Origin of the sequence: Arachidicoccus terrestris (genome assembly GCF_020042345.1) — a bacterium.
Taxonomy (GTDB): domain Bacteria; phylum Bacteroidota; class Bacteroidia; order Chitinophagales; family Chitinophagaceae; genus Arachidicoccus; species Arachidicoccus terrestris.
Window position 1 is genome coordinate 2,000,717 of the sequence record NZ_CP083387.1, and the last position, 23,070, is coordinate 2,023,786.

Annotated in this window: 12 protein-coding genes; 8 read left to right on the top strand and 4 right to left on the bottom strand. The window is 45.1% G+C overall.

Translation table 11 applies throughout. The features are described 5' to 3' along the window. The first annotated feature begins 169 nt into the window (after nucleotides 1–169). Genes K9M52_RS08035 through K9M52_RS08045 form a run of 3 tightly spaced genes read left to right on the top strand, consistent with a single transcriptional unit; the run spans nucleotide 170 to nucleotide 2,765 of the window. Nucleotides 170–1,063 carry an NmrA family NAD(P)-binding protein gene (locus K9M52_RS08035; protein ID WP_224071543.1) on the top strand — a complete coding sequence of 298 codons (894 nt, stop codon included), beginning with the start codon at nucleotides 170–172 and terminating at the stop codon, nucleotides 1,061–1,063. Between the two features lie 29 nt (nucleotides 1,064–1,092). Further along, complete coding sequence (locus K9M52_RS08040; protein WP_224071544.1) at nucleotides 1,093–1,812, top strand: SDR family oxidoreductase; 720 nt, start codon at nucleotides 1,093–1,095, stop codon at nucleotides 1,810–1,812. 44 nt (nucleotides 1,813–1,856) lie between these two features. Then, nucleotides 1,857–2,765: a helix-turn-helix domain-containing protein gene (locus K9M52_RS08045; RefSeq protein WP_224071545.1), complete on the top strand. Its 909-nt coding sequence runs from the start codon at nucleotides 1,857–1,859 to the stop codon at nucleotides 2,763–2,765. A gap of 44 nt (nucleotides 2,766–2,809) precedes the next feature. Here K9M52_RS08045 and K9M52_RS08050 read toward each other — a convergent pair whose 3' ends face one another. From K9M52_RS08050 to K9M52_RS08060, 3 genes are all read right to left on the bottom strand, one after another. Further along, nucleotides 2,810–3,913, bottom strand: coding sequence for an FAD-dependent monooxygenase (locus tag K9M52_RS08050; RefSeq protein ID WP_224071546.1), 1,104 nt, complete (start codon nucleotides 3,911–3,913; stop codon nucleotides 2,810–2,812). A 792-nt stretch (nucleotides 3,914–4,705) separates the two neighbouring features. Beyond that, nucleotides 4,706–5,035 carry a hypothetical protein gene (locus K9M52_RS08055; protein ID WP_224071547.1) on the bottom strand — a complete coding sequence of 110 codons (330 nt, stop codon included), beginning with the start codon at nucleotides 5,033–5,035 and terminating at the stop codon, nucleotides 4,706–4,708. A gap of 701 nt (nucleotides 5,036–5,736) precedes the next feature. Continuing rightward, a complete protein-coding gene (locus tag K9M52_RS08060) occupies nucleotides 5,737–7,575 on the bottom strand; it encodes a DUF4091 domain-containing protein (protein ID WP_224071548.1) in 1,839 nt (612 codons plus the stop codon). A 585-nt stretch (nucleotides 7,576–8,160) separates the two neighbouring features. Here K9M52_RS08060 and K9M52_RS08065 point away from each other — a divergent pair. From K9M52_RS08065 to K9M52_RS08085, 5 genes are all read left to right on the top strand, one after another. Continuing rightward, the gene (locus K9M52_RS08065) at nucleotides 8,161–9,591 is read left to right on the top strand and encodes an AAA family ATPase (RefSeq protein ID WP_224071549.1); all 1,431 of its coding nucleotides are present in this window, start codon (nucleotides 8,161–8,163) and stop codon (nucleotides 9,589–9,591) included. A 326-nt stretch (nucleotides 9,592–9,917) separates the two neighbouring features. Then, entirely contained in the window at nucleotides 9,918–13,388 is a 3,471-nt protein-coding gene (locus tag K9M52_RS08070) for a SusC/RagA family TonB-linked outer membrane protein (protein WP_224071550.1), read from the top strand. Between the two features lie 19 nt (nucleotides 13,389–13,407). Next, complete coding sequence (locus K9M52_RS08075) at nucleotides 13,408–14,871, top strand: SusD/RagB family nutrient-binding outer membrane lipoprotein (protein WP_224071551.1); 1,464 nt, start codon at nucleotides 13,408–13,410, stop codon at nucleotides 14,869–14,871. 763 nt (nucleotides 14,872–15,634) lie between these two features. Next, nucleotides 15,635–18,772: a SusC/RagA family TonB-linked outer membrane protein gene (locus K9M52_RS08080; RefSeq protein ID WP_224071552.1), complete on the top strand. Its 3,138-nt coding sequence runs from the start codon at nucleotides 15,635–15,637 to the stop codon at nucleotides 18,770–18,772. A gap of 11 nt (nucleotides 18,773–18,783) precedes the next feature. Then, the gene (locus K9M52_RS08085; protein ID WP_224071553.1) at nucleotides 18,784–20,562 is read left to right on the top strand and encodes a RagB/SusD family nutrient uptake outer membrane protein; all 1,779 of its coding nucleotides are present in this window, start codon (nucleotides 18,784–18,786) and stop codon (nucleotides 20,560–20,562) included. Between the two features lie 253 nt (nucleotides 20,563–20,815). Here the strand turns inward: K9M52_RS08085 and K9M52_RS08090 are convergent, their stop codons facing one another. Further along, entirely contained in the window at nucleotides 20,816–23,032 is a 2,217-nt protein-coding gene (locus K9M52_RS08090) for an alpha-N-acetylglucosaminidase (protein ID WP_224071554.1), read from the bottom strand. Nucleotides 23,033–23,070: the final 38 nt, after the last annotated feature.

Genomic DNA, 23,070 nt, shown 5'->3' on the forward strand with positions numbered 1-23,070 from the left:
CCATCTAATAGTCAAGCAGATAATTAGAAACCCAATTACGTAATGGAACACCATTTTTACTTTATCAGTCAAAAATTGGCTTTCCTGCAATCTGGCTACCAGATACGCAGATTTGGATACATCTGCAGTTGCTGCAGGATGCACCTTTGCCTAAACAAAGCAAATATTCATGAAAGTAATATTAACGGGTTCAACGGGCCATATCAGTAAGCCTCTCGCCGTTGAGCTTATTGAAAAAGAACAACAGCTTACTGTTATCAGCAGCAAGGCCGAAAAGCAGAAAGAAATTGAAAATCTTGGCGCTACAGCAGCCATCGGAAGTTTGTATGATGCCAACTTCCTGAAAGCGGCATTTGCCGGAGCTGACGTCGCATATTGCATGGTGCCCCCTCCTGAGTTCCATCAGCCGCTACAGAAAATTCTCGACGGATATGTTAATATAGTCGAAAACTACAAGGAGGCCATTATGCATGCCGGCGTGAAAAAAGTGGTTATCCTGAGTACGGTCGGTGCTCACATGGATAAAGGCAATGGCCTTTTGTGTTATGCCAACCTGATAGAAAAGCTGTATAACAGACTACCGAAGGAAGTACATATTAAAACAATGCGCCCTGTGGGATTCTATTATAATTTACTGGCCTTTATTCCCCAGATAAAAAGACAGGGACAAATCGCCTCTAACTATGGTGGAAATGTCAGCAAACCGTGGGTTTCTCCCAAGGATATTGCTGCTGCCATCGCGGAGGCGATCCTGAGTCCTTTTAAAACCAGGGAAATAAAGTATATATCCAGCGAGGAGCTGACCTGTAATCAGATAGCCCGGATACTGGGCGTAGAAATCGGCCAGCCTGATCTGCGGTGGAATATCATGACAGATGAACAGATGCTATCCAATTTTAAGCAGATGGGTATGGATTCCACAACAGCAGAGGCCATGGTGGAGATGAACGCCAGCATGAATAGCGGAATTTTATATGAAGACTATCAGAGACATGAGCCATACAGGGGCAAAGTTACAATGGCTGAATTTGCAAAGCAGTTCGCCCAAATCTTTAATCAGTAAGCTTTGCTGCTTACTTTAACAGCAAAACAATGAAAACAGCATTCATCACCGGAGGGAATCAGGGCATCGGATTTGAAACTGCCCGGCAATTGGAAAGATCAGGCTATTTTGTATATATTGGCTGCAGGGATGCAGCCAAAGGCCAACAAGCCATTGATCAGTTAAATCAATCCGGCTCCCTGCATATCGCCTTCATCGAGATAGATATCACAGATACCCAATCCATTCGCCGGGCAAGGCAACGTCTGGAAGGAGCAATTGAAGTACTGGATGTCCTGATCAATAATGCAGGCATAGCCGGTACTGAAAAACAAAACATAGACGTTGTTGAAATAAACGAATTAAAAGCAGTATTTGATACCAATGTCTTTGGAGCCATTCAGCTGACGCAAGAACTTATACCCCTGCTGCAGAAATCCACGCTACCGATTATTGTAAATGTATCCAGCGAATTAGGATCACTTAAAACACATTTAGGAACTGAAAATCCCAATTACCAGTTGTACGATGCATATAGTGCTTCCAAAACAGCGCTCAATGCATTTACAGTGCTGCTGGCAGGACAGTTAAGGCATACAAGATTTAAAATCAACAGTGTGACCCCGGGTTATACCGCTACCAATCTCAATAACTATCAGGGGGTCAAAACCCCGGCAGAAGGAGCCAGGGTCATTGTTGAATATGCCACATTAACCAGTGACGGACCCTCCGGGGGCTTCTTCGGGCAGCAGGGTACCATTCCATGGTGAGAAAGCACTATGCTCATCTAATGACTATTTAATACCTTTGACATATGGCCAATAACAATATCCTCCGCATTAAAACCATCAGTGAGCTTCATCAGCTACGAGGATTACCCCAGCCTGAGCATCCATTAGTTAGCGTGGTGGATTATGCCGCTATGAAACCAGGCAAAAGCCAATGGATCACTTTAGATTTTTACTCCATCGCCATTAAAAGAGGAGTCGGCCATTTAGGTTATGGACAACAGCAATATGATTTTAATGAAGGCGTGATGTTCTTTTTAGCACCCAGCCAGGTATTCAGAACATTCTCAGATACCATTCCAAGCCATGAAAGATCAGGATGGATCTTATACTTCCATCCTGATTTTCTATGGAATACGGCACTTGCAAAAAACATCCATCAGTATGATTTCTTTGATTACGCTGTCAATGAAGCCCTATTTCTATCCTCAAAAGAAGAAACGGTGATTAACGGACTCATTAAAAATATTCAGCAGGAATATCACACCAATATTGACAAATTCAGTCAGGACATTATTGTATCCCAGATAGAGACCCTGCTGAACTATTCCAAACGATTCTATGAACGCCAGTTCATCACCAGAAAGATCTCGAACCACCAAATACTGGACCGGCTGGCGCAATTACTGGAAGACTATTTTGAAAATGGCAAATCTGTCCAGGAAGGTTTGCCAAGCGTACAGGCCATCGCTGAAGCGCTCAATATTTCCCCGGGCTATCTTAGCGGCTTATTGAGAAGCCTCACCGGCAAAAGCACTCAGGAGCATATCCACGAAAAGCTTATTGAAAAAGCAAAACTCAAACTGTCCACAACGCAGTTAACCGTCAGTGAAATCGCTTATGAACTGGGCTTTGAGCATGTTCAGTCCTTCCATAAACTATTCAAAACAAAAACAAATCAATCGCCGCTTCAGTTCAGAGCAAGTTTTAATTAAAATTTTTGCAACTCCCCCGGTAAAGGACCATCGATCTCGTCCCTCTATTTAAAATGATCGACAGAACGTTTTAAATCTTCTGCCGTCGGGGGCAGTAACCAATTCAGGCCGCGAAGAATCTTCGCCTGTGCCGCGTCGACAGCCGGTCTGAACTTGCGATCGTACTCTACGAATGCCCGTTGGAAGCCGCCATCCGTTTCGTGAATGGCCTCAGCCAGTAATGTGGCCCCCTGCATGGCCAGGCTCGTTCCCATGCCTGTCGGGAATCCGGCCGTATAAGCAGCGTCTCCTACCAGGGCCACCCGATGATCAGACCAACGGGGCATATGAATCTGGCAAACCTCATCAAAATACAGCTTATCTGACTGAAGCATTTTATGCAGTATGTCAGGGATTCTCCAGCCGCTATCCACAAAATGACCGGCTAAAAACGCTTTATGCTGTTCCATGTCTTTATAATCCCAGTCCAGTACCGGTGACCGAAATGCCAGCATAGCCGTAATATTATCTTTATAGGGATATAAGGCAGCTGCTTTCCCGACCTCCTGATAGATAAGCGCGCCCTCAGCGGGCCGATCAAAGTTCATGTCGGATATCCCGACAGTGGCAAAATATGCTCCGAATGATTTAACAAAGCGCGAATCTTCTCCAAAGACAAGCTGCCTTACAGCTGAATGTGTTCCATCTGCACCAAACACAAAATCAAACCTTCTTTGCTGACCATCTTTAAATGTGACATCCACATAGTCTTCATGCTGCCTGATATCTGTCAGTCGATTTTCAAAGATCAGTTCCACATTCTTTTCAGCAATACTGTCAGACAGTATACCCATCAGATCATCTCTGTGGATCTCAATATCTCCCAGGTATTCAGTTCGTGTATTCAGGGCAAACTGAACCAGAATTTCGTCTTGCGCATTCACAATTGCATCTCGATGGATAAACTCCTTTTTCTTAATTTTATCCAGAATACCCATTTTTCGGGCCACCTCAAGGGCGTCTCCCCGTACATCAATGGGTGAACCCCCTGTCCTGAACCCCTTCGAAAGTTCAACAACCATCACCTGATAACCATACTGATCCAGCCAATAAGCTAAGGTCAGACCGGCCATACTTGCGCCTGATATCAATATTTTTTGTTTCTCCATACTTATCTAATTAAAGGCTTCTCAATAACTCCCTTCAAACGCTACCTTTAATTTAAATTCTGGATCATAACGTTTTCTTTTTTGTGCCAGAATGCAAAAATCAATGACTTTATGTAATTACCTGTATCTAATTTCGCCGGACCAAAATAGGGGCGCAACGCACAGTGAGTAAAGTTATAAATATCTGCATCCTTATTCTGTTTTATTTCCGGATGAAATAAAACAGAATAATTGCAAACGAAATGATAGTGTATGCAGCCAAATAGATAGTTAATCGCTTTCGCTTTTTGAGGTTGTAATTTTTTATAAATAAACCAGATAAAATAAATAAAATTGAAAAGTATATGACTGCTGGAATGCCAATCGTTTCACCAAATATCTGATCCCTAAAAAAACGGCCTATTACAATTATATAAATTATTATAATAAACGCATATATCTTCGCTTTCATATTCATATTTTTTATAGATATTTATCGGCACATTCTGCAATTCCATCGGCTGCATAAGCTACAGATCCTGCGAGGCATAAGGGGGTGGCAACGCCACCAGAGGCAGCCTCACACGCCGCTAGGAGTAGCCCTCCTTGAAATGCAACAGAAGCTGCACATAATGAATATCTCCAACCTCCAGCCTCCGAAGCGACTGTTGCTGTTTCTGGAGTTTCTTGCATACTTATAGTCTTTATTTGTAAATCTCTACTGTTCTTTATCTTGGTTGCTTTCTCGAATACATCTTCTGTCAATCCACCTTTAAAATGAGCCTGAAAGCTTTTATAGCTGGGAAGAATTGTCTAAGTGGCTTTTATTAATGTTTGTTTGTCAGATAATTTGAACTCCTTTGCAAGAAAAGTATATTGTTCTTCCAGTGACATGTTTTGAGTCTTTGCTAATTCAATTTTTGAAATCAGATCCTCGATTTGGTCTCTATTAAAATTCTTAAGGATACTATCTACCAATGCATTATAATTGTCTGAATATTGGTTGAAATCAGAATCAACTGATAGTTCTTGGGCAGTGATATTGCTTACGTCTTGGACGCTGACATCTCTATTTTTTTGGCAGCTGATTATTAATCCAATTGCAGCAGTAATAAACAAAAAGGATGATACAAATCTCTTCATTGTTTTCAAGTTTGCAATCAAATAAAACACCATAGTCGAATGTTGTTTTATGAGATCTGGTTATTATTAAATTCTGGCATTCAACTTCTTATATGACTGCAATATAGTTAATTTATATTAAACTTGAGCTTCGGACCTAAAAATAGGGGTATTTGTACTTAGAGTGGGATCACTATGAATACAATTGTAACTGATTTCCGTGAGCGCCATCTCCTGCCCGACTTGCTGATAATTTGGAATGTGCAGGCGGAACCAGCACGGAAACATATGTTGTAAGGCTACGCACATTCTGCACTATTCAATAGTGATTTTATATTTTATAGTAGGGGGCTTGCATTAAGCCTGAGAAACTAAGCATCTCCTCTTTTTTTAGTTCCTCTGTCCTTCCGTTTTCCGTGTCGCTTATCCTTCTCGAATATTAAGGAGGGGCTTTCTTATCAAATTCGATTCTCGCAGGAGTTGACCTTTTTATTTTCTGTTGTTTTATAACAAAATAATTTTGGGTTTAAGCAATAGACCAGTCAAATAGTACTTTTTGTAAATTCTCAGTGCCTCCTGAAAAAACTGTCAACCTATATCCGGGCAAGACAAATATGCCTGATAAGAATTAGATTGTCAGTGTTAAGGCATAGTAAAAGGCTTCATCGATTTACCAGAAGCAATACCGATGAGGCCTTTTACTGACAATACCGTTTGAACGGCTAAAATTCTGCGATAACCGACTCAACGGCACTGACCAGTTTTGAGGCCCCCTGCTCTCTGAGTGAGGTTACGGTGCAATCGCCTACCACCTGACTGATCTTTTGAAGCCCTACCTGATCATTGTCAGCTTTCAGTTTTGCTCTAATCAGACGAATCTTCTCAAAGTCCTGAATGCCGCGAATCAGCTGTTCATACCGGATGGAGCTGCCCGGGCCTGGGTAAACAAAATACGTGTCCCCTGAAGACCAGCTACCAAACCGACTATCCGTCCATGGCGTTGAAGGCCATGCATTATAAGCCCATCGCAAATAGCCACTCAGATTCCTGGACGCAGCCAGCAGTGGAATAAATGCTGCTTCTGCCGGCGGAGAAAAGCTGAATGTATTTGGATGATCCTCTGTACAACAAGTATAATAAGTTGTCGGCAAATGAGCCTTCTTCCTTCTGCTTAACACATCACCGTCAAATTTTTCTCTGGTAGGAATACAATAATCATAGATATCCTTGTCCAGTGAAGGGTGATAGCCGCCTGCCAGTGATATCTTAAACGGATCAGGCAGTCCTTTAATAAGCTGAATTACTTTTTCCATGGATTCCAGTGGCCGCTCGTCCATGGCAATGGTGGTTATATTAAACCAGCCTTTCTTTTTCAGATGCTTTGCAAAATCGATCAGCATTCCTTTCCAGAATTTGTTATATTCAGCTGTACCAGGCTTGGCAACAAGAGCCTTATCCTTTCCGCTTGCCTCATCAAAATATGCAAAAGTATTATGCCATGGCACCATTGAATAGCAATTGATCTGCTGGCTGATTCCCAGTGCTATCATATAACTGACCCATTTATCAAAAATGCTGTAATCATACGTCCAGGTGCCGTCTTTTTTCTTCGTCCACTGTACCATAGAGGTATACGGATCATATGTCTGTCCATTCCAGGGATCATTAATAATACTGGTCGTAATCACTTTCTGGCCTGCATCAGCCAACATTTTCATATAAGGCTTCATTTTGGCAAAATGCTCTTCCGACCATGGCTTGACATGATACCATCTGGCAATTGATTCCGGGTACTGCCAGAGATCCAGGTGAAATTTCCAGGCTGCAGGAGCCGGTAATGTTCTTTTATTGACTGTCACTTTATAGGAAAGCGTTTTTTTCTCAGGTACCCGCTTTTTATCATCTGTACCCGCAACGACATATGAGACTTCCAGCTGTCCTTTATACTTGCCAGGTGCGGCATCTGCCGGAACCTGTAAAGTCAGCCAGATAGGCTGATTCTTACCAGCCTTTACAGACGTCCGCTTTTTGTACTCAATACCATCTGCCACAATAAAGGCCAGATGTTGAGTAGCCGTGTCAATACCGCATCCGCTTCCCGATTTGCCAACTCCATTTGACAGCACATACCGTACAAATCCCGTTTTGATCGCTGATGCACTGATCACCCCTTTATTGCCGGTTCCTGTATTGGTTAACCGCAGGTCACCAGGCAGCACTTGTAGGTCTGAGATCTCTTTCCCCGCCTGAACAAGTAATTGCATGCCAACACGCTCTCCTTTCCAGGCATTGACCGTATATGTATCTGCCAGGTTAATGTTTGCAGACTGACCTGTTTTAGCATTGTTCCAGGTTTCTTCGTACCTGATATCGGGGCTGCCGAAACCGATATTCAGCGTATTATCAGCCTGTTTCTGGTTTTGTGCTGAGGCGCTGCCCGCCATAAAGAGTATTCCTCCACAGACGACCCCCAAAAAGGGACTTCTCATTTTACGCAGCCATCCTCCAAATTCAGGGTATCTGGAAGAGCCATTCCTTTTCCCATAGGTTGTACCATTCATATAATAGATTTTTGTAAAAAAGTGGATCCGAGCTCAAACAAATGCATACTGTGTTTACTTACACAGGCATATGCCTGCAGCACCCTCTAAACAGATTACTAAATGCATTTCTTTTAAAACGCCTTCCGCCCAATGTGTAGCAATAATACCCATTATTATTGTAAATATTTGCTTATGAGGGCGCTAAAAAAGAAATTTAAGCAAACGATTGACCAGTATAACTAATTAATATTAAATAGATTACAAAATTAAAATCCGGCATTTAGCAGTCTCCGGTCATCAAAATCTAAGTTGCATGATTTCGCCTTATCAGTTCGTTTATCCGATCCACTCCAATTCGTCTCTCAATCGTTGTGAACCTTGGTAAACCGTTTCAATTATAGTCACTGCCTGTTGACATTACTACATTAACCATAGCTCTGTCTGCTAACATTCTCTCTGGACAAAGCGAGAATTTTTCTTTCCAATATACTTGTTATTATACAGCTAGGGATCCTATTACATTTGTCGTAAGCAACCTTCTGACTTTTATTACTCGCCAAATCTATACTTTTTTTAGCACATTTGGCAGGTAATAATTTTTCTATGCAACATACAATTATTGGCAGAACAGCTGAAATTAAAATCCTTGAATGGTTGCTAAAAAGCAATCAGCCTGAATTGCTGGCTATTTATGGAAGGAGGCGGATAGGCAAAACCTATCTCATAAAAAATTACTTTTCAGAGCATTTGAAGTTTGTTTGCAGCGGAGAGTCCGGTGGCAGTATGAAAACACAGCTCGCCAATTTCCAGCAACAACTTAATTTCTGGTTTCCAGAAAACAGGCAAATACAGGGACCTGAAACCTGGCAACAAGCTTTTGTCCTTCTACGCAATTGCCTGGACACACTTAAAACAAAAAGAAAGAAAGTCCTTTTTTTTGATGAACTTCCCTGGCTGGACACGCATAAATCCGGATTTATTTCAGCCTTTGGCTATTTTTGGAATATATACCTTTCTGAAAGGTCTGATATACTCGTCGTGATTTGCGGTTCCGCAGCCTCTTGGATGATAAAAAAAATAGTCAATAATAAAGGAGGATTATATAACAGAATTACACAAAAGATTCGACTGCGACCTTTTACCTTAAAAGAAACAAAAGAGTACCTACATTACAGGCATATCCGATTTAGCGACTATCAGGTATTACAATTATATATGATAACCGGGGGTATCCCGCATTACCTGAATGTGGTAAAACGTGGTGAAAGTCTGCATCAGTCAATTAATAATGCCTGCTTTAATCCTAATGGTTTGCTGGCGGGAGAATTTCAAAACCTTTATGCAGCGCTGTTCAATAACTATGAAAGACACATCCAAGTCATACAAGCACTGGCCCAAAAAAATAAGGGCCTGACCAGAGCCGAGCTATTGTCCACCGGGAGGTTAATGACAGGAGGTGGTCTTTCCAATGTACTAGAAGAGTTGACAGAAAGTGGATTTGTGGAAAAAACAGAGCCCTTTAACAGGAAAAAGAAAGAAGGTCTTTATCAACTGATAGATGGATTTTCCTTGTTTTATTTGAAATTTATGCAACGGAACTACAGCAAGAATGACTGGCTAACCGTCAGCCAAATGGCTCAATATACTACCTGGTGTGGATATGCTTTTGAAAACGTATGCATGAAGCATATTAACCAAATAAAAACAGCATTAGGTATATCCGGTATAAATGTTTCGTATTGTTCCTGGTACCAGTCAGGCAGCAAAGCCACGGACGGCGCACAAATTGATCTTTTACTGGACCGCGCTGATGACATCATCAATATTTGCGAGATAAAATTCAGTGTAAATCAATTTCTCATAGACAAGCGGTATAACCAGTCTTTACAGCAAAAAATAAACGCATTTAGGACGGGCATGCCAAAAGGCAAAGCGACCGTCTTAACTTTTATAACTACATATGGAGTGGCGGATAATGAATATAAATTAAATCTCGTAGACAATGAGATTACAATGGAGTCATTGTTTCTCTAAGAATTAGTGGTTTCAATCCCCTGGTAACATCCCAGGGGATCTATCCTTGGCGCGAAATTTACCGTTACGAATTCAGTAAGCCACCATTATTCAAAATCAGGTGCCATCAAAATATCAACAGAAACTAACTAAAATGTTAATCACATTAGGCTTTTCGCCTATTGATCACCAGGAAATTGCCGGCACATTTTAGACTTGCTTAACAAAATAGTTGCAGATATCATAAACAATTGACAATCAATTCCAGTCGATTAAACCCGGGTATGTTTTTTGTGTCGCGTCCCATTGCTATACCTATTTATATTTAACCTGAAAAGCATCTATTTATGTTTATGAAAAGAGGCCTTGGCCTACTCATATCAGCTGGATTGCTGACGGTAGGAATTGCTGGCTATGGACAAGTGCTTCCAGATGGAAGTCACCCGCCAAAAGATTCCCTACCTGACAAGTCCAATCAAGATAGCACAGGTCTTCCTGTTGCGACACCCCTCTCCAATTCACCGTCAGATACGGTACCCAGGCAATCCCCTCCAACCAGTAAACCCCTTCAAGACACTAATGCGCTTCCTGCAACAACACAGCAGGCGCCAGCCTCTGATACTACGGGAAAAGATTCTGTAGAATATGTGATGGGACTGGTCACGACCAAGAGCGGTGAATCCCTTGCCGGAGCCACGATCAAAGCTACGACAGGTGAAACAGTATCTGCCGGCAATAGCGGTGGATTCAAGCTTGTCTATAAACCTGGCATGCAGGTCTCATTCAGTAATGTGGGCTATAACGACACGACTATTACAATCAGCAATCCCGCCACATTTTTAAAGGTGGTTCTTTCCAGTAATAAAGACCAGCATAACCTCTCGGACGTAAAAGTTACCGCGCTGGGAATTTCTAAAAACGGCAATAGCGTAGGTTATTCTGTTCAGGAGATCAAAGGCGCAGCGGTACAGACAGCCAAAGAAACCAATTTTGTCAATTCCATGCAAGGTAAACTGGCCGGTGTGCAGATCAGCGGGAATACCGGATCCATGGGAGGCTCGTCCAAAATCACCATTCGCGGTAATAAATCGATCACGGGTAATAATAATGCACTGTTCGTGGTTGATGGTGTTTTTATGGGCAATAGTAATCCGGTACCGAGCTACAACCAGGCCATCGGCGGTGGCGGGTTTGATTATGGCAGCCCTATTCAGGATATCAATCCAGACGATATCGATCAGATAAGCGTACTGAAAGGTGCCGCGGCTACTGCGTTATATGGCAGCAGAGGATCCAATGGAGTCGTACTCATCACTACAAAAAAAGGGAGCGGCGGAAAACTGGGCATCAGCTATAGCATGAATGCGCAGGTGGACAAAGTCTATATTTTGCCCAATTACCAAAACACCTATGGCGGCGGTGCTGCCACCAGCGATTACAGTGAAGGTGTTTTTGATACACTATGGCAGAAAGAGCATCCGGAGCAATTTAAAAACGGCCCCACTTATACAGATCCCGTAAAAGGCGGTTATGACCTGATGCCACAATATGCAGTTGATGAGTCCTGGGGCCCTAGACTGGAAGGCCAGATCATCCGGCCTTATTACTCTTTTGATAAAGACAAGAATAACCCTTATTTTGGAATGACAACGCCCTGGTCACCTCAGCCGGACAATGTGCGCAATTTCTTTAAGACCGGCATTACCGTGACCAATAGTGTCAGTTTAGGCGGCAGCAATGAAGATGGTGCCTTCAGGCTTTCCTACAGCAATATGGACCAACATTATATTATGCCGGGGTCCCGGCAGGTCCGCAATAATATTGGCTTCAACGGATCTTATAAGCTGATCCCCAACCTGACCGCTATTGTCTCCGCCAACTACTCGGTCAACGATGTAAAAGGGCGTATTGGTACCGGATTCTCGGGGCTTAACCCCATGGAGCTTTTCTCCATGTATAGTCAAAGACAACTGGAAGTCGACAAGCTTAAATATTATCAGTTCCCCGATGGGTCTCAGGTCAGCTGGAACCGGAAGGCTTTTAATGACCCGACGCCGGCATCTGCAACATCTCCCTATTGGAATGCGTATAATAACTATGAAACAGATGTCAGAAAGCGCCTGTTCGGCCAGGCCGGCCTTGAATATAAGCCAGTGGACTGGCTGAACCTTTCAGCCAAAGTATTTATGGATCATTACAATACTTTGCAACAGGAACGCACGGCTCAGGATCTGCTCAGTGGCCAGACCGGCGGCTACGCCAGGACGGAACTGGAACATGAAGAGATCAACTATCAGTTCATGGCGACCGCCAAAAATGACCTTTCTTCCAGGTTCGGCATTAATGCAACCGTCGGCGGTAATATAATGACTCAAATGGATGCCGTTAATGCCGGCTCTTTTGCCGGATTGATCGTACCAGGCCTGTATAGCCTGACAAACTCAAGTGGCCGGGTTACCTATTCTGATTATCTGTTCAAAAAAAGGATTAACTCCTTATTTGCGGATGTGATACTAAGCCTGGACGACAACCAGTATCTGGAACTCACCGGAAGAAATGACTGGTCATCCGCATTAGCAAACGGAAATAACTCCTATTTCTATCCCTCTGCTTCATATTCTATGGTATTCTCCAACTGGCTTTCTAACTGGAAATGGCTCTCCTATGGTAAGTTCCGTGCCAGTGTCGCACAGATAGGCAGTGATACCGATCCCTATCGGACCAGTCTCGCCTATGCAGCTCCGGTCGTATTTGGTGGCGGTTCTTATGTATTGAAAGATCCGAACCTGTTCAACGCCGGCCTTAAACCGGAAAGAAGCACCGAATATGAAACGGGTGTTGAACTCAAATTCCTGAATAACAGGATCGGTCTTGATCTGACGGTATACAGCCGGACCACAAAGGACCTGATCATTCCGCTGTCGGTCTCAAATGCCACGGGGTATAGCACGTTCTATGCCAACGCGGGTAAATCCAGAAACCAGGGACTGGAAATACAGTTGACAGGACGTCCCATTCAGACGAAAGATTTCTCCTGGGATGCGACGATCAATTTCTCTACCAATAAAAGTAAATTGTTGTCCTTAGATATTCCTAACAACCCTGATATCAATCAATATGTTGTCGGCACAGAGCGCCGCCGCCACTCCGTCAGTACGACGGCGATTGTCGGACAGCCGCTATTTGTCCTCACAGGTACCGACTATACTTATCTGAATGGCAAAAAGGTCATTGACAGCAGCGGCCACTATGTACCTTCTGAGCCGGGCCAGATACTAGGCAACACAGAGCCAGACTTTATCGGCGGCTTCAGCAATACATTTACTTATAAGAATGTCAGTCTAAGCGCGCTGGTTGACTTCCAGAAAGGAGGCAGCTTCTTCTCCTATACGAATATGTATGGGCTCTCCTCTGGTCTCGTAGAGGAAACAGTAGCCAATAACGTGCGGGAAAACGGCGTGGATGTTTCAGGTGTTCTGCCAACAGGAGAAGATTATAATGTCCACTTAAATGCGGCCGATCATTTTAAAAATAATTTTGGCACTAATATCAATGCAGCCAATGTATATGATGGAAGTTATATTTATCTGAGAGAAGTCACACTGGGCTATGCCTTACCGGCAAAGTGGGCAGATGCCATTCATGCGGCAAATGCCAGGATATCTCTTTACGGTCGTAACCTTTGGCTGATCCATAGCAACGCGCCCAATGTAGATCCATCCAATATCATTAATTCAACCAGTAATATTACCGGTATGGAAGGTGGGGCGCTGCCCTCTGTGCGTTCTTATGGTATCAATCTTAATATCGGCTTCTAATTTTAAAAAATACATGGTTATGTTACAAGATAAAATAAAACGCTATATACTGATGATAGGTGTCGGGTTCCTGCTGATGCAATCCTGTACGAAAGGATTCGACTCACTGAATCAGGATCCGACCAGGCCGACCGACGTCACCCCCTCGGAAATGATTACCGGTGTGGAAAAATCAGCATCAGACATTGTTTACAGTCTAAGCGCCAATGGCAACCTGGGGATGTTGTATGCACAATTTTATGCCCAGACACAAAAAGAATCCTCCAGTCATTATCAACTCGATGAAGGGACCAATAATGTTCTGTGGAGCCTGTACAGTTCGCCCCTGTCCAATATACAGGAAATCCAGCGACTGAATACGGTCAGCCCCGAGCCGGGCGCACAAAATGAAAATGCAATAGTGCAGATACTGGGTGTCTGGATCTACCAGATACTGACGGACGTATATGGAAACGTTCCATATACTGAAGCACTCGAAGGCAGCGCTAATCTAACACCGGTCTATGATGACTCCCAGAAGATCTATGACTCTTTGGTATTAAATCTGGACCATGCGATGAGTCAGCTGGACAGCAGCCAGCCCAGCTTTGCGACCGGGGAGCTGATCTATAATGGAGATGTCGTTTTGTGGAAGAAACTAGCCAATTCTTTAAAACTAAGGATTGGGATCCGTATAGCGGATGCAGCCCCGGCCAAATCCAAAAAAATTGTAGAAGAAGCTGTGGCCTCCGGCGTCATGACATCTGCAGCGGATGAAGCGAAATTCCCGTACCTGGCCACTGTTCCGGATCAATTCCCGTTTAATGAAGAAAGAGGAACAGGCCTGCCCAATGACTTTCAGGTAACAGAAACGCTCGTGAACTTTTTGAAAGAAACCAAGGATCCCCGCCTGACGATCTACGCAAGACCGGCAACAAAAACAAATGAATATGTGGGTAAGCCCTATGGTCTGGGCTCCTTTGAAGCGGGATTCGAGGGGTATTCTTATCCGGGAAAAGCTGTCTACAGCCCTACCTTTCCGGGATATATTATGAGTTATGCGGAAGTGGCCTTCGCGCTTGCAGAAGCAGCACAGAGAGGCTATAAAGTCGGAGGAGACGCCGCCGGCTTCTATGAGGAGGGTGTTAAAGCCTCTATGTCATTTTGGGGTGTCAGCGATCAGGATGTAACGACCTTCCTTGAAAACAATCCTTATACAACCGGTAATTGGAGAGATGTCATTGGGACACAAAAGTGGCTGGCACTTTATAATCAGGGATTACAGGCCTGGTTTGAGCGAACCAGATTACAATTCAAAAAACCGGACGGTTCTCCGCTCTTTGTCGCACCGGCTCAGTCCCTGGACCCCAATGTCAAAATGGTACCGACCCGGCTCACCTATCCCATCTCAGAACAATCCAACAATCAGAAAAACTATAACGATGCTGTAGCAGATCTGGGTGGAACAGACTCAAAAGGCCTGACACTCTGGTGGCAGAAATAGCTTCCGCGGACAAGGATATTGCGCACCCAGCATTTCCTCATTAACATAAGGCTCCGTAGTGTACAAAATGACACTGCGGAGCCTTTTCGTATTCGGCAAATGTGATTGACAGGGCCATTATAACTTTTTTAAGAATTTCTTTAGGTTTATTTTGAAGTTTTAGAATATTATTTTTACTTTCGTTTATGTAATATATGCGTTAATATTGAAAGACATTAGAAAGCATTGGAAATCAATCTGCCTCAATACAGAACACGATATTTATGCCTCTTTGCGTGGTCGATTATGGGTCAGCCAACCTTCGAAATAATCATTCTAAAATAGAATTAATGCCTATGTTTCCATCCAAAGATTACGGATTTATTAATTCTTTGTTTCACTTGAAAGGAAGTATCTGATCTAATTAACTTTGCGCGCATTAAAACAAAGAACAGAGGAAAACCCTTGCGTGTTCACGGAAGTATTAGTGAGTGCCAAGGGCGTTAAAGAGATTATGAAGCGTTTATGGCCATAGCTACAAAAGCTTCAGATTATTACCGGGGCAGGGGGTCGGATAGGAACTGGTTGCGCAAGGATACCTACCTCTTATTTCAAGACAGAGATGTTTAGTGACTAGCTATAGTCAGGGATAAAAGAGCCCTGGATTATGGCCTGAACTTCTATTGCCTTTCGCAAACGTTTGCATTCACCACAGATGTCAAAATATGCTTTCAACAGATTTACTTCTTATTTCATTTAAACAATTCATCTAAACTTCGAGACTATGGCTAAAAGTATTTTATTCTTTATCGGCCTGTTTTTCCTGATGCAAACGAGCCTTAAGGCTCAGCGGCAAATAGCTGGAAGAGTTGTCGACCGTGAAACGAGGCTGCCCGTTACGGGAGCCTCCATTACACTTCCCGATAATGCGGCAGGCGCTTTAACCGATAGTAGTGGCCGGTTTACATTAAATCTGCCCCCCTCTGCACAGTTTTTCCGGGTCAGCTCAGTTGGCTACAAACCGCAGACCGTCAATTTCAGAAATGAATCAGACACGTTCAGGATCTTTCTGGAATCCAATGTCGCCACACTAAATGACGTAGTTGTAGTGGGATACGGCACACAGAAAAAAGGTGATTTGACAGGAGCCATATCCACGGTCTCTGTCTCGGAATTAAAACAGGTCCCCGTAACAAACCTGACCAATGCGCTTGCCGGAAAGGTGCCGGGTGTCATCGCCATCAACGGAAGCGGTGAACCGGGAAGTGCGGGCTCAAAGATACTGATCCGGGGAAACCATGGATTCAACAATAACGCACCGCTCATCGTCATTGATGGCGTACCTTATGCGAATAAGTCGCTCGGCACCCTTGATGCAAATGATATTGAAAGTATGAGTGTGTTAAAGGATGCCACAGCATCTATATACGGAGCGGAAGCCGCCAACGGGGTTATACTGGTAACGACCAAACATGGCATCATGAATTTAAAGCCTGAGGTTACTTTTAACTTTAACCAGGGTTTTACACAGCCTACCCGTACACCGGAGATGGCGGATGCACCGACCTATATGACCATGATCAATGAGTCAGCCCTGTATGATGGCGGGACACCGAAATTCACACAGGAAGATATCGATGCCTACAAGAGTCCCAATAGAGATCCCTGGCTATACCCAAATACCGACTGGTATAAGGAGACCTTAAAACCACTCTCACCCCAAACCACCGGAAATCTCTCCGTTCAGGGGGGCTCTTCCAATCTGTCTTATTTTGTTTCTGTTGGTGCCAAGACCCAGGAAGGCTATTATAAAAACAGTGCGACCCGGTACAATCAGTTTAATATCCGAAGCAATATCACGGACCAGGTCACCAAAAACATCAAAATTGGCGTGGACCTTTCAGGGCGCAAAGAAGACCGTAAATATCCGCTTGTCTCTGCCGCGCAGAACTTCAGGATGATCATCAGGGGCCGCCCGACGGATCCTGCGTTCTATCCTAACGGACTGCCGGGTCCCGACCAGGAAGGCGGCGTCCAGCCAGCCGTCACCGGTACCACCCAGACGGGAACTGACCGCAATCAGCAATACTATTTTACCGGCAACCTGACCATGGACATCACGATTCCGGGCCTGGATGGATTCAATATCCGTGGACTGCTCTCCTACAACAAGGAGTTTGAAGAAATTAAATACTGGAGAATACCCTGGACCTTATATGCTTTCGACCGGTCGGCCTATGCCAATAACGGCATGAAAGACCCGGAGAGTTATCTGACGGCCCAGCAAAAAGGGCCGACGGACCCCGAACTTAAACAAACCTATTTACAACAGGAAAAGATCCTGGGCAATGTCGTTGCCAGTTATAAACGCAATTTCGGGGATCATCACTTTACCGTGATGGTGGGATCCGAAATGCAGAAATTCAACGGCAACACCTTTAACGCCTACCGGCGCCACTTTATCTCTACTGCCATCCCTGAACTCTTCGCCGGTGGGCAGGAAGACTGGTCCAATGACGGTTCTGCAGAACAAGGCGCCCGCCTGAGTTATTTTGACCGTCTTGAATACAACTATAAAGGAAAGTACCTGTTTCAGTTTGTAAGCCGTATTGACGGATCTTACCTCTTCCCTAAAGACCACCGGTTCGGCTTTTTCCCTGCCATCTCCGCCGGCTGGCGAATCTCCGAGGAATCCTTCTTTAAAGATAATATCCACTTTTTAGATGATCTGAAATTAAGAGCCTCCTGGGGCAAGACCGGTAATGACATTTCAGACCCGGATGCATTGGTGGAAGCACAGCAATACCTGAATGGCTTCGAATTTGGTCCCGGTTATGTCTTTGGTGTCGACCAGAGCGTCGTACTGGATCTTCAGCCATCTGTGGTCGCCAACCCCTATATTACCTGGGAAAGGGCCAATCAGTTTGATTTTGGCATAGACGGGACTATGCTTGGCCGGAAGCTTAATTTTACGATTGATTACTGGCATCAGTTAAGAACGGGCATTCTGATAGAGCCATCGGCATCGGTGCCCCAGAGTACCGGAATGGACTTGCCCCGACAAAACATCGGCAAAGTAAAAAGCTGGGGCTATGACGGTAACGTCAACTGGGATCAGACAGTCAATAGCGATTTCAGTTACCATATAGGTCTCAATGGGGGCTTCTCCAATTCCCAGGTGGTTTTTGCAGACGAGGTGCCCAATATCCCCTCCTATCAGAGAAAGACCGGCAAACGGATCAGCACATCTTTATACTATAAAGTCCTTGGTGTCTATCAGGATCAGGCACAGGTTGACGGCTCCGTCCATATGGACGGTGCAAGAGCCGGAGATCTGATCTTCGCCGATGTCAATAACGACGGCGAGATTAACGCAGATGACATGATCCGGGTAGATAAGAATTCTACGCCTAACTGGACAGGTGGATTGTCCCTGGGTGCCAACTGGCGTGGGCTTAGCCTTTCTGTCTTCTTTCAGGGCTCTGCCGGTGCCGTTCAGTATGTATCTACAGAATCAGGAGATATCGGAAACTACCTGGCAGAAGATGCCAGGATCCGCTGGAGACCGGATCCTGCTGATGAAACCGGGTTGACGCCAGACCCTTCGGGCCTGCCTTATTCCGGCCCCAGGACCTTTAACAGGGGTGACACCTACTGGTCACCACAGGGCGCCAACGCCAGCACTTATTATCTACGCAATACAGATTATGTAAGGCTCAAAACCGTTGAACTGGGTTACAACCTGCCGGATAAACTGCTGGCCCGAATGGGCTCTATCAATAGTTTCAGGATCTATGTAAACGGCTACAATCTAATTACCTGGGACAAATTCAAGATTATGGATCCGGAAGCCAGCAATGCGGCGGGTGATTATTATCCACAGTCCAGGATTTTCAACGTGGGCTTAAACGTTACCTTTTAAAATTATCAATTATGCGAAAGTATATTCTATATAACATTGCGCTACTGAGTATTTGCTTTATGATGACCAGGTGTAATAAAATTCTGAACGTAGAACGGCTCGATCAGATCACCGGCGAGGCCATCTGGAAAGATTCCTCACTGATGCAAGCGTATATCAACAATATTTATTCCGCCCTGGGCAAAGGAGAATACAACTCAACCAGTGGCATGAGCGTATTAACTGATCAGGCGATCTGGACCAACGGCGCCAAGGCGGTTGTCCAGTCTACTGTCACGGCATCCAACATGGATATCCTCGGCGGCTCCAGGTTCAGCTACCTGAACTGGGGCACACTCTATGCCGCGATCAGAAAATGTAATGAGTTTCTGATCAATTCTGCCGAGTCGCCCCAGGCAGGTGCTCAGTCAGTTCAAAGGATGCGTGGTGAAGCTTATTTTCTAAGAGGTTATTATTACCACAACCTGCTACGCAACTATGGGGGCGTTCCGCTAATCTCAACAGTCTACGGATTGAAAGATTCTACGGCTATTGCGCGCAGCAGCTTTAAAGAGACGGTGGACTATATTGTTGCAGATGCTGATTCAGCTGCCGCTTTACTGCCTCTGGAATATTCAGATGATAATCTGGGCCGAGCCACGAAAGGCGCGGCACTTGCCCTTAAATCAAGGGTATTACTCTATGCAGCCAGTGACCTGTACAACCTTAATCCCTCAAAGCGGGAAGAGGTAGGCTATATGGACGGAGGCGCAGGCCGCCAGGCGAGATGGCAGGCGGCTAAAGATGCGGCCAAGGCCGTTATGGACCTGGGAATCTATCAGCTATACGGTGCAGATCCGGCTCCGGGTGATTCAACAGCCAAGAACTATTCAGACCTGTTCCTGGCCAAGCAAAGCCCCGAGACGATATTCTGCCGTTTGTTCAGTGCCAGTGGTGGAGCGCCCAATGTGGGCCTGTGGTTCAGCCCCAATGGCTATGGCGGCTATGGCGAAAATTCACCTATTCAGCAAATGGTGGATTCCTATGAGATGAAAGACGGCACCAAATTCAGCTGGAACAACCCGGAGCAGGCCAAAAACCCCTATGCCAACAGAGATCCGAGGTTTTATGCGACTGTCTTCTATGACGGCGCCCACTGGAAGCCCCGGTATTCCGACGGCACGCCCTATGACCCTGTAGGTATTATACAGGCTTTTACTACACTGACACTTCCCAATGGTAAAACGCTTCCGGGCATCGATACCCGTAACGGTCCTATCGAAAACTGGAATGGCAGCCTGTCCAATTACTACCTCCGTAAATTCCTGGATCCGAACAATGATCACAAGGCGATCGTCCAGGAAGTGCCCTGGATATTCTTCCGATACGGAGAGACTTTACTCAACTATGCAGAGGCCTGTATCGGATTAGGACAAGACGCTGAGGCCAGAGAGGCTCTCAATCAGATCCGCCGCCGGGCGGGCATGCCTGAATTTACAGCCTCTTTGACGGGAACAGCACTGAGGGACGAGTACCGTGATGAACGCAAGATCGAAATGGCCTTTGAGCACCAGCGTTTCTATGATATGCGCCGCTGGATGATCGCCCCGAAAGTGATGAATGAGCCGGCATTGGGTATTAAAATTACGGTAAAAGGCACCGACCGGGCAGATAGAAGTACTTATCATGATTACGTGTATACGACCTTTAAGATCCAGGACCGGCACTGGGACGACAAAATGTATTTCTTAGCGATACCTTATGATGAGACGCAGAAAAACAGCTTACTGGTCCAGAACCCTGGCTGGTAAACGCAGCCAAAGACAAACGTAGCTGGCGGATAACAGCCAGGCGGCCTTCTCTCACATAGCTGCAAAATAGAGCGTCCCGAATAAAGCAATAGAAGTTAATGCTTTATCCGGGACGCTTTTTTAATGCCTTACCACACCACACACTCTCTCTGTGTATAAATATATATTTTCCCCCTACAACACATTCTACTGCCGGCAAACATGCCATCCACTCAAAGGAACAACAGCGTTCGCGCTGATGAGCAATTTTGTCTTAGGGTTCTAATCTACCCATTATTTTCGGTAAAATAGCCCCCAGTTTGCCAGGGCTTTGTGGCGTTTTTGGGTCTGCAGCAAGGACGCTCCTGGCTGTTTTTTCCACCCAGTCACGCTCCCATTTGAAGAAATTGACCGGAGGCGCGCTTTCCCCCTTCAGATTTGCCGTCAGGTAGCTGAAAAAAAGTACCCACCTTTGTTTGTAATAACTTTCCATCATGGGCGCCCATTCTTTATAGGCATATTCATGCAGGTTGTCCTCCTTCGGATCGTTACCTCCCCAATAGGTATTTAACATCAGCAGGTTATCAATATTATTTTTAACAGCAGCTTTATTGTTATTCAACGCTTTCGCCTGATGGACATAGGTCGGCAGTTGATAAAAAGGATCCGTCTCCAATAAAGACGTCGCATCATCTAAAAGAGAAAGGAATCTTTTAGTAGCGGCGTTATAGGCCGCAATGTCTTTTTGCATATACGCGTTTATCACTTCTGTATAGACTGAATCGGCACATGTACCCATTTGCTGCATGATCATACCTATCAGATCAATTCTGTACGTCCTTTGGTCTTTATATTGCGGCCAGGCCTGGGCAAATAAATCTACGGCTTTCTTAAATGCATTCAGGTCATACTTCTTTGTCCGGCTTCCCCAGGTGGATACCGACTTTATTTTTAAAGCGGGCCGTGCGCAGAGTATATTCTCGGGCGGCCCCTCCGCATAACCCAGATCACTGCTATAGGCAGATTCAAGCAAGAGCTCCCAGGCTTCCAGCATCACCGGATCAGTCTTGCCATATCGGGCATAAACATAGTCCTTGATCCACCGGTGCACATCCACCTTGTCTTTATGCCAGCCCAGCTCCAGCATCAGCTCATACACAACAGGATTGTTATTGATTCCTTCCGGCATAATGCCAACACCTTTACAGAGTCCGCCATAAGAACTATGGCGCACCCGGTAAATTTCGTCAGCAAAACGCTGAAGCTTTCCATTGATACCGGGCCGCTCTCCAAAGTTGGTTACGGTGCACCAGATAAACGGCGTCCCTTCATAGCCCTTCCGATCCTCCCAATTGTGGGTATTTTCCCCAAAAAGCTCCTGGATGAGGATGTCTTTTTTGTTAACCGCTGCAATAAGATCCTTGTCTGGATTTGCCTGCCACCCTTGCAAAACCCAGACAGAGCCGGGGAATGCCTGCTGCATGGCAGACTGAATCTTTACACCTGCAGTGGTCAGATTGATATCCCCGTGTTTACCGCCTTCATGGAAAGGGTCACCGGAAAAGAAATGGATATCCTTGCCATAGAGCTTTTTGGTGGCACTATAAAAAAGGTCACTTATCACGGCAAAAAGACTGTCCGACGGGTCCAAAATATCAGGGCGCTCGAAATACCCCCATTTCCCCTGTTCAACAATATGTGCCTTCCGTTTTTGTTTTAGGGAAGAGGGCACCATCCCGAAAAAGGCAGGCATCACCGGCTGAATTCCTAACTGCTGCATGCGTCTGAGCATTTTCTGCACAAGACGGCTTCTCTGGGCAATGACCGGCCTGGTCATCGGGCCACCCCAGCCTTGTACATTACCCATCAGCCACCAGGCATTGAAGGCCGGGCCGGTAATAAACGCATCGATTTCTTTTTGTGTATAGCCCAACTGATCAAGGACGGACTGCCAGACAGCCTCCTGGCCATTAGCCACCAACATCAGGTTTACCCCATTGAGGGCCATATAATCCAACTCCCTTTGCCAGTCCGTCCAATTATAAAAGCTCATGGTATAATTATACGTGCAATAATTTAACGCATACCTATACTTTGCCAGGCCCTCCAGATGCACCGGACGGGTCATAACGGGTAATTTGTCAACCGGAGCCAGATTATCTCCCATATGGCTCATAGACCGGTGGCAATAATATTTAAGATCCCAATGCACCCCAAAAGCGGCTGCACTGGTAGAATTCGCCTCCACCTGAACTTTACCCCTACTATAGCTTAACGTAAAGGCATCAGCGGTATCATCCTGCTTTTTTATATCAGCTGCAAGGCCAGGCGCTCCCTGCTTTTCAAACAGCACCTTTTTTAAAACAAGGTGCTGTTCCAACCAGGGGACTCTTCTGTGAACCAGATCCCGGACGCCGGGAAAATCCTGCGCCCGGACCGTTACAGTAAAACAGCAAAAAGAAATAAGGGAGAAAATGAATGTATGTTTCACGAGATAAGCTTTTCTGGTTTCCGGTAATACGGGTGGCT